The 11,959-nt window shown below is 43.9% G+C and carries 10 protein-coding genes; 6 read left to right on the forward strand and 4 right to left on the reverse strand.

Going from position 1 to position 11,959, the window contains the following annotated elements; all coding sequences use genetic code 11:
• The first annotated feature begins 42 nt into the window (after window positions 1–42).
• The gene (gene ahcY / locus WAE59_RS24440) at window positions 43–1,359 is read left to right on the forward strand and encodes an adenosylhomocysteinase (RefSeq protein WP_337858633.1); all 1,317 of its coding nucleotides are present in this window, start codon (window positions 43–45) and stop codon (window positions 1,357–1,359) included.
• Between the two features lie 75 nt (window positions 1,360–1,434).
• Here ahcY and WAE59_RS24445 read toward each other — a convergent pair whose 3' ends face one another.
• The 3 genes from WAE59_RS24445 to WAE59_RS24455 all read right to left on the reverse strand — a co-directional run bounded on the left by WAE59_RS24445 (window position 1,435) and on the right by WAE59_RS24455 (window position 4,325).
• Window positions 1,435–2,055 (reverse strand): hypothetical protein, encoded by a 621-nt coding sequence (locus WAE59_RS24445; protein WP_337858634.1) that lies wholly within the window; start codon window positions 2,053–2,055, stop codon window positions 1,435–1,437.
• The gene (locus WAE59_RS24450; RefSeq protein ID WP_337858635.1) at window positions 2,042–2,557 is read right to left on the reverse strand and encodes an RNA polymerase sigma factor; all 516 of its coding nucleotides are present in this window, start codon (window positions 2,555–2,557) and stop codon (window positions 2,042–2,044) included. Before WAE59_RS24450 ends, WAE59_RS24445 begins: the two co-directional genes overlap by 14 nt.
• A gap of 127 nt (window positions 2,558–2,684) precedes the next feature.
• Window positions 2,685–4,325 (reverse strand): ArnT family glycosyltransferase, encoded by a 1,641-nt coding sequence (locus tag WAE59_RS24455; RefSeq protein ID WP_337858636.1) that lies wholly within the window; start codon window positions 4,323–4,325, stop codon window positions 2,685–2,687.
• 112 nt (window positions 4,326–4,437) lie between these two features.
• On the opposite strand from WAE59_RS24455, the gene WAE59_RS24460 reads away from it, so the two are divergent.
• The 4 genes from WAE59_RS24460 (at window position 4,438) to WAE59_RS24475 (ending at window position 9,373) form a co-directional block, all read left to right on the forward strand.
• Window positions 4,438–5,160: a pyridoxine 5'-phosphate synthase gene (locus WAE59_RS24460; RefSeq protein ID WP_337858637.1), complete on the forward strand. Its 723-nt coding sequence runs from the start codon at window positions 4,438–4,440 to the stop codon at window positions 5,158–5,160.
• A 70-nt stretch (window positions 5,161–5,230) separates the two neighbouring features.
• Window positions 5,231–8,110 carry an aminomethyl-transferring glycine dehydrogenase gene (gcvP, locus tag WAE59_RS24465; protein WP_337858638.1) on the forward strand — a complete coding sequence of 960 codons (2,880 nt, stop codon included), beginning with the start codon at window positions 5,231–5,233 and terminating at the stop codon, window positions 8,108–8,110.
• A 128-nt stretch (window positions 8,111–8,238) separates the two neighbouring features.
• Window positions 8,239–8,826 (forward strand): YceI family protein, encoded by a 588-nt coding sequence (locus tag WAE59_RS24470; protein WP_337858639.1) that lies wholly within the window; start codon window positions 8,239–8,241, stop codon window positions 8,824–8,826.
• Between the two features lie 145 nt (window positions 8,827–8,971).
• Complete coding sequence (locus tag WAE59_RS24475) at window positions 8,972–9,373, forward strand: response regulator (protein ID WP_337858640.1); 402 nt, start codon at window positions 8,972–8,974, stop codon at window positions 9,371–9,373.
• A gap of 2 nt (window positions 9,374–9,375) precedes the next feature.
• Here WAE59_RS24475 and WAE59_RS24480 read toward each other — a convergent pair whose 3' ends face one another.
• Entirely contained in the window at window positions 9,376–10,140 is a 765-nt protein-coding gene (locus tag WAE59_RS24480; RefSeq protein ID WP_337858641.1) for an MBL fold metallo-hydrolase, read from the reverse strand.
• A gap of 115 nt (window positions 10,141–10,255) precedes the next feature.
• Between WAE59_RS24480 and recJ the strand changes: the two genes are divergently transcribed.
• Window positions 10,256–11,956: a single-stranded-DNA-specific exonuclease RecJ gene (gene recJ / locus WAE59_RS24485; protein WP_337858642.1), complete on the forward strand. Its 1,701-nt coding sequence runs from the start codon at window positions 10,256–10,258 to the stop codon at window positions 11,954–11,956.
• Window positions 11,957–11,959: the final 3 nt, after the last annotated feature.

Below are 11,959 nucleotides of genomic sequence, written 5' to 3' on the forward strand. Positions count from 1 at the left end.
CAATTTTAGTATTTTTGCAGCTGAATTTAAAACAATTAACATATGTCATCAGTAGAGACAACTTACGTTCCTTACAAAGTTAAGGACATTTCACTGGCAGAATGGGGCCGCAAAGAGATCGGATTGGCAGAGGCAGAAATGCCGGGCCTGATGTCTTTACGCGAAGAATTCGGTCCATCACAACCTTTGAAAGGTGCCCGCATTGCCGGCTGCCTGCACATGACCATCCAGACTGCAGTTTTGATTGAAACATTGGTAGCCCTGGGTGCTGAAGTAACCTGGTCTTCCTGTAACATATTCTCCACTCAGGATCACGCTGCTGCTGCTATTGCTGCTGCTGGTATCCAGGTATATGCCTGGAAAGGTCTTGATGAAGAGAGCTTCGACTGGTGTATTGAACAAACTTTACACTTCGGTCCTGAGCGTCAGCCATTGAACATGATTTTGGATGATGGTGGTGACTTGACCAACATGGTCTTTGACCGCTTCCCTGAGCTGATTGCTGACATCAAAGGTCTTTCTGAGGAAACTACCACAGGTGTTCACCGTTTATACGAGCGCATGAAAAACGGAACGTTGCACTTACCTGCAATCAACGTAAATGACTCGGTAACCAAATCTAAATTTGACAACAAATATGGCTGCCGTGAGTCATTGGTAGATGCGATCCGTCGTGCTACTGATATCATGATGGCTGGTAAAGTAGCTGTAGTAGCTGGTTATGGAGACGTAGGTAAAGGTTCTGCTGAATCTTTGAGCTCACAGGGTGTACGTGTGATCGTTTCTGAAATTGATCCGATCTGCGCGCTGCAGGCTGCAATGGAAGGTTATGAAGTGAAGAAATTCGCTACTGCGGTTTTAGAAGCTGACATCATCGTAACCACTACAGGTAACTGTGACATCGTTCGTGCTGAGCATTTCAAAGTGATGAAAGACAAAGCTATCGTTTGTAACATCGGTCACTTCGACAATGAGATCGACGTAGCCTGGTTGAATACCCACTACGGAGATACTAAAGTAGAGATCAAACCTCAGGTAGATAAATACACCATTGACGGTAAAGACATCATCCTGTTGGCTGAAGGCCGTCTGGTAAACTTAGGCTGCGCTACAGGTCACCCAAGTTTCGTAATGTCCAACTCATTTACCAATCAGACTTTAGCTCAACTGGAGCTTTGGATGAACCCAGGTAAATACGAAAACAAAGTGTATGTATTGCCTAAGCACCTGGATGAGAAAGTAGCACGTTTGCACCTGGCTAAGATCGGTGTGGAACTGGATGTACTTGATCAGCACCAGGCAGATTACATTGGCGTACCTGTTGAAGGTCCGTTCAAACCTGAAGCCTACAGATACTAAAGTATCGGAAATTAAAAAAAGGGGCAGTCAAATTTGGCTGCCCCTTTTTTTTGCTTCAATTCTGCATCACGTATATTAACGTTTGAACGCCATGATTTCCGCAAGTAATCTTTCCGCATGACTAAGTTTTTCACCATACATTTTATGGTAAGTCCGCAAATTCAGTGGATAAAAGACCAATGCCATGCCCGCTATGATAAGGAAATAAAAACCTGCGTAAAAATGATTTCCATAGACATCTACATGAGTGATCAATTTTAAACAGGCGGGAAGTATGGTTGTCAGCCACAACACTACTATTCCAAAATCGTACCGCCCGGCTGAGATGGAACTGATCCTAAATTCAGAGATCGCTTTTTGAAGTTCAATAACCGGAATTTCGTAAACATTTAGCCTCGTAAACTTAGCGGTATTTTTAAGATGGTATGCAAAAGAACCAAGCATACCTAAACCACCCAAAAGAAGGCTCAAAAAATACTGCGGTTGATTGATCATTGTACCTCCAAGCAGCATCGAGATTAAAAAATAGACAAAAGCCATATTTCTTCCCAATACAGAAACCTTTAGCAACTCCTTAAACCCGTCAACTGCCTGATCCAGGTTCATTTTCCTGAGCAGGGTCTCATTCAACTTAAGCGCTGTCTCCAATTGCTTTCCGTGATCCGTCCAGAGATCGTGCATTTCAGATTTTTCCATAACTATTTTGTTTGAATTTTTCTTTGAATATCTTTTTGACCCGGGCTATTTTGGTACCGGCATTACTCTCGGTGATTCCGAGTATTTCGGCAATTTCCTTATAACTTTTACCTTCCAGATACAGGATGATCAGCGCTTTATTCAGTCCATCCAGTTCCCGGATGCAGCAATATAAAAAATGTACTTGCGCTTCCAGGTCAGGATTCAGGCTGGCATCATCTACAAGCTGCAACACGCTTTCATCTATAGCAATCTGTCCCTCTTTACGGCGATGGTCTTTTCTAAAATGTGAAATCGACACATTTAATGCAATTCTATAAATCCATGTCGACAGTTTTGATCTTCCATCAAAACGATCCATGGCATTCCAGATTTGTATCAGGATCTCCTGCTCCAGGTCTTGCTGATCATCTTTATCCTTGCAATAGGCATTGATGATTTTAAACAAGATCTTTCGGTGATCTCTCAATACTTCAATGAATTGCTCTCTTTTATCCGCCAAGTCTTTATCATTTTATCTATACTACATTATTCGCAGCAACATGCAAAAAATCACAGTTCAGCACAAAATATTTTAGATCCAGACCTTGCTAAATAAATTTGAAGCGTATACAGATTGATTTTTCGGTCTATTGAATGCTCAGCAAATAGGTTTTCCCCAAAACGGCCGACCTGGTCTTTGCATTGATAAATTTAGGTTTCAGCTTCGTAATGCGAAAATATTCGAATTCCTGCAGGATACTCACCCGGAAAGCTTTTTTCAACCGGTCGAGTTCTGTGGCAGAAGCATAAACCACTACACGCTTTTCGTCATTTAATCTCCTGAGCGTGGCTTCATCATAAGCATTGCTAAGCTCACCTTCGCTGTAAAAATCGAAAGCGAAAGCATGGGCGTCCATGAACACGACCCTATTTGCCTGAGGTTTATTTTTGTTCAGCCATCTGGCAGCATGCATACCCGACTGGTATCTTAAAAGAGCTGGATAGAAGAAAAGGTAAAGAAAACACATCAGTCCGGTCGCCAGGATGCTGTTTCGCACAACAACCGTATGCACTGTCTTCTCCCTAAATACGCCAAAGGCAATCAGCGCCAATGACAGCAGCAGCAAAATACACAGGTCTTTTCCAGAGAACTCGAAGAAATAGGCAATTGTTGCGAGCAACAGAAATACAATAATCAACAGCGCATTCTGGATCTTCAAAAAAATCAGCAGCCCCTTTTCCTGCAGGCGGACCAGGTATACTGCAGTAATGATGGCAAACTGCGGAAAAATGATAATGATGTAATGTGGAAGCTGAAATTTAGAAAAGGAGAACAGGAGAAAAGTCACGGTCGCGCTCGTCCAGATCAAGATTGCTTCATCCGGCATTTCCTGACGGATGCGTTTTTTGAAAAGCTGGAATGCTGCTGTGAAAAACAAGATCGACCATGGCAGGAAAGCCCAGATATTGGTGTGCAGGAAGAAAGAGACATCGCCCTTGCCCTTTATTGGGCCATTGTTAAAAAAACGCCCAAACTGTGCATCCCAAAAGAAAAACCTGATCCCCGATACGCCCTGTTCGCCAAAAACAACTTTCTCCGGATGCAGGTCAAACTGCTGATACAGCGCAAACAGCTCGGGACCTATAAAGACGAAGACCAGCAATACAGCCAGCCACCATTTAATTTTAAAAAATTCGGCTTTTTTACCCGTCATCAGCCAATACACAATGAAAGCAATGGCGATCGGAATGAGTACGAAAATCCCCTTGATCATCACCGCGCAGGCCGCAAAAAAAGAGCCCAAAACAATGTGCCGGAAGCTGGCCTGTTGCGCCCGGTAATAATGATAAATTGCAGCCGTTGCAAAAGCAGTCAGGTAGCCCTCTGCCCTTACATCGAAATTGGAGATCAGGATATGGAGGGAAGTCAGGAAAATGATGACACTGATCAGCGCCGTCTTTTTGCCGTAAATCCCATTTGCTAAAAGATAGAGATAGCCGGTTCCCACCAGGGTGATGAGGAAGGAAGGCAACTTGTAGGCAAAGGCAGAAAATCCAAAAAGCTTAAAAGAAATCGCAGCCAGCCAGAAGGTAAGGTGTGGTTTATCCAGCCAGTCGAGGCCGTGTACGTATAAATTCAACCAGTCATTTTTCAATACGATGGTCTTGGCGATAGCCGCATAAAGGGCAGCATCGGGTTCCATCAGTTCACCAAAAAGAGCAGTACCACTCAGGACAACAATAAGAACAATCAGCCATATATACAGCTTACATTCGGTGATCTTCATTTTTAACATTTAGGGATACAACAATTTAAATTCCAACTTGCTTTGGCTAGCAAGATAATTTTTCGATAAAACCTGTAGTTTAAACACATGTTAATTTTTTAACTTTACCGGCATGACAAAACTCTCTGTGAACATCAACAAGATCGCAACCCTCCGTAACAGTCGCGGAGGCAACAACCCTGATCTGGTTAAGGTAGCCCGGGACTGTGAAAGATTTGGTGCAGAAGGCATTACAGTGCATCCCCGACCTGACGAACGCCATATCCGCTACCAGGACGTCTATGACCTGAAATCAGTGCTCGCCACGGAATTCAATATTGAAGGCAACTGCAGGGAACAGAAGTTTGTAGACCTGGTACTGGCCAATAAACCCGCGCAGGTGACCCTGGTACCGGACGCAGAAGGACAGATCACTTCCAATCATGGCTGGGATACCATTAAACATGCAGACTACCTGAAAGAAATGGTTGCCCTGTTTCAATCTGCCGGCATCCGTGTGTCTATCTTTGTAGATCCTGTGGTAGACATGGTAAAAGCCGCTGCTTTGAGCGGAACAGACCGCATCGAGCTGTATACTGAAGCTTATGCTCACAATTATTACGACAACCGGGAAAAAGCCATCGTGCCATATGTAGCAGCAGCACATAAAGCACATGAACTCGGGATAGGGATCAACGCAGGTCATGACCTCGACCTCCACAACCTGAAATACTTTGCGGAAAGCATTCCCGGACTGCTGGAAGTGAGCATCGGACATGCGCTCATCAGCGACGCACTTTACCTGGGTCTGGAGAATACCATTCAAATGTATTTAAAGCAGTTGCAACACCATTAATACAGCCAGCTCATGTGGTGTTAAAAGGTTTTTTTATTACCTTTGCGCAACTTTTTATTCATAAGACCACATGAGCTTAAACATTCATTATCAAGAAGACTTTAAAGACCGTCACATTGCACCGAATTCGGACGATACCAGTGCAATGTTAACTACAATTGGTGTTGGTTCTGTTGACGAGCTGATCGAACAAACAGTACCTCAAAAGATCAGGTTGAAGCAGCCTTTAAACTTGCCGGCAGCGAAATCAGAAAAAGATTACCTGAGCAGCCTGAAACAGACGGCTTCTTTAAACAAAGTCTTCAAATCTTATATAGGTCAGGGATATTATGACACCCTTACTCCTGGTGTGATCCTGCGCAATGTCATGGAGAACCCGGGATGGTATACCCAATACACGCCTTACCAGGCAGAGATTGCACAAGGCCGTTTACAAGCCTTATTGAATTTCCAGACCATGGTTATCGACCTGACAGGTATGGAAATCGCGAATGCTTCTTTGCTTGATGAAGGTACTGCTGCTGCTGAAGCCATGTTCATGCAATACAGTTTGCGTAAAAATCAAAAAGGGACTAAATTCTTTGTTTCTGAATTGTTGTTCCCTCAAACTATCGATATCCTGAAAACCCGTGCCAATCCATTTGGAATTGAGCTGGTCATCGGTAACCATGAGTCTGCAGTATTGAATGAAGAGTTCTTTGGAGCGATCATCCAGTACCCTGCCGGTAATGGTGAAGTGTTTGATTATACAGGCTTCGCTCAAAAAGCACATGAAAGTAATGTAAAAGTAACGGTAGTAGCTGACCTGCTGAGCCTGACCCTGCTGACTCCTCCGGGGGAATGGGGTGCAGATATTGTAGTAGGTACCACGCAACGTTTTGGCGTACCAATGGGATTTGGTGGTCCTCATGCTGCTTACTTTGCAACTAAAGACGAATACAAACGCTCTATTCCGGGACGTATCATTGGTGTAACCATCGACAGCAATAACAACTATGCGCTGCGCATGGCTTTACAGACCAGGGAACAACACATCCGCAGGGATAAAGCGACTTCAAATATCTGTACTGCACAGGCATTATTGGCCATCATGGCTGGTTTCTATGCCGTGTATCATGGTCCGAAAGGCTTAAAGCTGATTGCAGAACGTACACACGGTCTGACCATTACCCTGGCTAAATCGCTGGAGCAAATTGGTTACAAGCAACTGAATAATGCTTATTTCGATACCATACAATTAGATTTAGGTAACCTGGTAGATTCTATCCACAGGGAATGTATCGATAATGAGATCAACCTGCACTACAATGGCAGCATTGTTACCATCGCTTTGGATGAAACCACTTCCCTCGAAGATGTTGCTTTGCTGGTTAAGATCTTTTCAAAAGTAAAAGCAATCGCTGCTGATGCAGTAGAGCTGGCAGATGTTAAAAATATAGAAACAGTAATTCCTGTTGCATTGCAACGTACTTCTGCTTATCTGGGCCACCCGGTATTCAATGCACATCATTCTGAGCATGAAATGCTGCGCTACATCAAATCACTGGAAACCAAAGACCTTTCTCTGTGCCATTCGATGATTGCCTTAGGTTCATGTACCATGAAACTAAATGCAACTACAGAAATGATCCCTGTAACCTGGCCGGAGTTTGGTAAGATACACCCATTTGCTCCTGCAGATCAGGTAGCTGGCTATTATACTGTATTCAACGAACTGGACAGATGGCTGAGTGAAATTACCGGTTTTGCTGCGATGAGCTTACAGCCAAATGCCGGTGCGCAGGGTGAATATGCTGGCCTGATGGTCATCAGGGCTTACCACCAGGATCGTGGCGACGATCACCGTAACATCGCATTGATTCCTTCTTCGGCTCATGGTACCAATCCTGCTTCTGCAGCAATGGCTGGCATGAAGATCGTTGTGGTAAAATCATTGGAAAATGGAAACATTGATGTAGATGACCTGAAAGCGAAGGCTGAGCAATATGCAGAGAACCTTTCCTGCCTGATGGTAACCTACCCTTCTACACATGGTGTATTCGAAGAAAGTATCATCGATATCTGTAACATCATTCACGAGAACGGCGGACAGGTATATATGGATGGCGCAAACATGAATGCCCAGGTTGGCCTAACCAGTCCGGCCAACATCGGTGCCGACGTTTGTCACCTGAACTTACATAAAACATTCTGTATCCCTCACGGTGGCGGTGGTCCTGGTATGGGTCCGATCGGCGTAGCTAAACACCTGGTTCCTTATCTTCCGGGACATGCAGTTGTAGACATTGACAAAGGCAAATCTATTCCCGCGGTATCTTCTGCTCCATGGGGATCTGCTTCTATCCTGATCATTTCTCATGCTTACATTGCCATGATGGGTGCTGATGGACTTACGAACGCAACTAAATATGCCATCCTGAATGCCAACTACATGAAGGCACGTCTGGAGCAGCATTATCCAGTGCTATATTCAGGTGTAAACGGACGTTGCGCACACGAAATGATCCTGGATTGCCGTGGTTTCAAAAACTTCGGAATTGAGGTCGTTGATATTGCCAAACGTTTGATGGATTATGGTTTCCACGCACCAACAGTTTCCTTCCCTGTTGCAGGAACATTGATGGTCGAGCCTACAGAGAGCGAACCGAAGCATGAGCTGGACCGTTTCTGTGATGCCCTGATCGCGATCAGAAATGAAATCACAGCTGTTGAGAATGGAAGCCTGGACAAAACAGACAACCCATTGAAAAATGCACCGCATACTGCTACAGTAGTGACCGGAGATGAATGGAACCATAGCTATAGCAGACAGACAGCAGCTTTCCCGCTTCCGTATGTTGCGGCTTACAAGTTCTGGCCTTCAGTAGGCAGGGTAAATGATTCTTTTGGCGACAGATCCCTGGTTTGCGCCTGCCCTCCTATCGAGAGCTATGAAGAAAGTTTCGCCTAAGCTTCAGGTAACAAAAAAATCATACTGACGATCAATTTAACCAGTTAAACCTTTTGATACATTTGCCTTCTAAATGTATCAAAAGGCTAAGACTGGTTCTTAGTTTATACACTAATCCAAAAAAGACCATGAAATCAAAATTGACATCATTAGCTGTACTACTGCTTGTAGTCGCCACTTCAGCATTCAAAGCGCCGGTAAAACCAGTTTCTTACAAAGTTGACCCTGCAAAATCCAGCCTCACCTGGGTAGGAAAAAAATTGACAGGAAGTCATAATGGAACCATAGACCTTCAATCAGGTGCTTTGGTATTTGACGGCAAAAAACTAACCGGAGGTAACTTTAGCATCAATATGGCAAGCATTAAAGACGCAGATAAAAGTGAGCGTCTGGAAGGCCACCTGAAAGCCGATGACTTTTTTGGTACTGATAAATTTGCGACATCCACATTTGTGATTAAAAAAGTAACCGGAACAGGGAACGCTGTAACAGTAACAGGCGACCTGACCATCAAAGGAATTACCAACTCCATCTCTTTCCCTGCGGCTTTGACATGGAATGCTGACGGTACGGTAACTGCTGCTGCAGAGAAAGTTGTTGTTGACAGAACCAAATATGGCATCAAATACAGGTCAAAAGGCATGTTTCCTGATGTAGGTGATAAAATGATCTATGATGAATTCGAATTGGCTATCAAATTAGTAGCCAGCAAATAAGCATTCAAACGCAACGAAAGAAAGGCCATTATATTTTCATGATGGCCTTTTTTGTTGAAAATTAAAAAATAGGAGTTTAAACATTTGTATTTTATTTTATACCTTTAGTAGATAGGTATTATGCCTTATTGCAATTAAACGATATATGACGGATTCTATAATTAACCTTTTGGTCATTGATGACGATGACATCAATATATTCATCATCAAAAAGATTGTAGAGAAAACCGGCTACGCCGTAAATATGGTTTCCCGTGGGAATGGACAGATTGCAGCTGATTATTTACGCGGCGTTCCGGAAGACAGTGCAGATTTTCCACACCTGATCCTGGTAGACATCAATATGCCCATTCTAAATGGCTGGGAATTCCTGGAGGCCTATGAAAAACTCGGCATCCAAAAAGATCCGCACATGTATATGCTTTCTTCCTCCGTGTATGAAAATGACATTGAAAAAGCTAAAACCTACAAATCAATCAAAGGTTTCATTTCAAAACCCCTGACCATAGAGCGGCTCTCTGAACTGCTCCGGTTGATCACCCCTTAAAATTATACAATCCTGAACTGTTCTTCGTTGAAAGTGACACGACCTGTCGCTTTGGATTTGGCATGATAAAACAGGCATAACCAGTTCTCTTCGGCTGCCTTTTTGCCAAATTCTTCCCTCAATTCCATCGCTTTTCTTCCATCGAAATCATACTTGGCTATAAATTTACGCAGCAGTTCCTCCGGTTCCGGCAACACATCACCACCAAAAAAGGCTTTATCAGATCCGTCGTCGATTAAAAAAGTCTGGTGAAAAGGCGTATGCGCTCCCGTCAGTTCATAGCTGATCTGATCCGTCAGTTGACCTGAACCTTCGATAAACTGCAACTGTGCATTACGCTGCAGGTAATCAAATATCTCAGTTTTATACGAAGAAGAAGGATTGGTGAATGCACTTTCCCATTCCCCCTGCTGGATGACATATACTGCATGTGGAAAACTAAGCTCGATCTTATCGCCAACCTTATGGATCATCCCTCCGGAATGGTCAAAGTGCAGGTGTGACATCAGTACCATATCGATGTCCTCCGGATCAAAGCCTGCTTTCCTGATGTTTTCATGCAGGATCAATTTCCCATCCTCATTGCTATAACCCAATCCGGTATCGCAGAGAATCAGTGTAGTACCCAGCTGTATTAAGAAAGGCTGGATATTGATAAATAGAGAAGCTGGCCTGTCTTTAGGATTGTCAGTCTCCGGATTGAAGGGAATGAACTTTTTGTCGGCAGCTACGGAATAGGTTCCTTCGTATAAAGTGAATACTTGCAATGTCTTCTGATTTGAGAAAAAAAATTTATTAAATGATATATTTACGATATCATTGCAAAGATATGGAACCGTTCCGAAATCAGGTTCAGGTTGCCGGATAAAAACGAGATATTAAATGAAGAAACGATGGGTGCAGGTCGGGAAAGGCGACACTGATACAATAGATACGCTTGCACAGCTGTTGAATATAAACCGGAGCCTGGCTCAAATTCTTGTACAGCGGGGAATCCACTCTTTTGATGAGGCCAAAGATTACTTTAGGCCGCAGCTATCGCAGCTCTACGATCCTTTCCTGATGAAAGACATGGATCTTGCGGTTAACAGGATCACGCGCGCACTGCAAAACGGCGAAGGTATACTGGTATATGGAGATTACGATGTAGACGGCACGACATCGGTTGCGCTTACTTACAGCTTTTTCAAAAAATTCAGCACAAATATTGAATATTACATCCCGGACAGGCATAAAGAAGGCTATGGGATTTCTACGACAGGTATAGACTATGCAAAAGAACATGGATACAGCCTGATCATCGCGCTCGATTGTGGGATCAAATCAGTAGATAAGGTTGCCTATGCCAATACTTTGGGCATTGACTTCATCATCTGCGACCACCATTTACCGGCTGAGGAGCTGCCTGCCGCGGTTGCCATCCTGGATCCTAAAAGGTCCGATTGCAACTACCCTTTTAAAGAGCTGGCGGGCTGTGGCATCGGCTTTAAGCTGGCCCAGGCCTATTGTACGCAGCATGGCCTGCCTGCCACGCAATACGAACAGTATCTGGACCTGGTCATGGTCAGCATTGCAGCAGATATCGTTCCGGTGGAAGATGAAAATAGAATTCTGGCCTACCACGGGCTCATTAAGCTGAACACCAGTCCTTGCATAGGGCTGAAAGCGTTAATGGAAATTTCAGGCAGGGAAAAAGTGTATACGCTGACTGATGTGGTCTTTGTGCTGGCGCCACGGATCAACGCTGCCGGGCGAATGGATCATGCAAACCAGGCAGTAAAGATGCTAATCTGCGACGAAGATGCCTTAGCACAGGAACAAAGTCTGTTCATCAACCTGCAAAATACCGAACGCAAAACATCTGACCAGAACATTACAGCAGAAGCCCTGGCACTGATAGATGACTGCGAAATCCTGATCAACAAAAAAACAACTGTCGTATATCACGAAAGCTGGAACAAAGGCGTTATTGGTATTGTGGCTTCCAGACTGACTGAAAAATATTACCGGCCTACTGTAGTACTCACAGCTTCCAACGGCTTGCTTACGGGATCGGCACGGTCGGTAGCAGGATTTGACCTCTACGAAGCCCTGCTTGGCTGTGAAGATCTGCTGGAGCAGTTTGGCGGACATAAGTTTGCTGCCGGATTGACGATCAAACCGGAAAACATCGATTCTTTTTCAGAACGCTTTGAAAACATAGTGGCTTCTACCATAACCGAAGACCTGCTTTGTCCGGAAATCCAGATCGATGCGGAAATTGATTTCAGCCAGATTGACAATAAATTTCAGCGTATTATAGCCCAAATGGCACCATTTGGACCACATAATCCTGCCCCTGTATTTGTAACACACAATGTGAGCTACACGGGAAGGCCTTACGTAGTTGGGATAAAACATTTAAAATTAAACTTAAAGCAACAAAATTCCGTTATTTTTGAAAGCATTGGCTTTGGCTTTGCGGAATATGAAAACCTTTTACAACCAAACCGTCCCTTCTCTGTTTGTTATACGATTGAAGAAAATGTCTGGAAAGATCAGCGGCGGTTGCAATTGAACATCAAAGCGATAAAACTGGATTAAGGA

The sequence above is a fragment of the Pedobacter sp. GR22-6 genome (assembly GCF_037402555.1).
GTDB lineage: Bacteria > Bacteroidota > Bacteroidia > Sphingobacteriales > Sphingobacteriaceae > Pedobacter.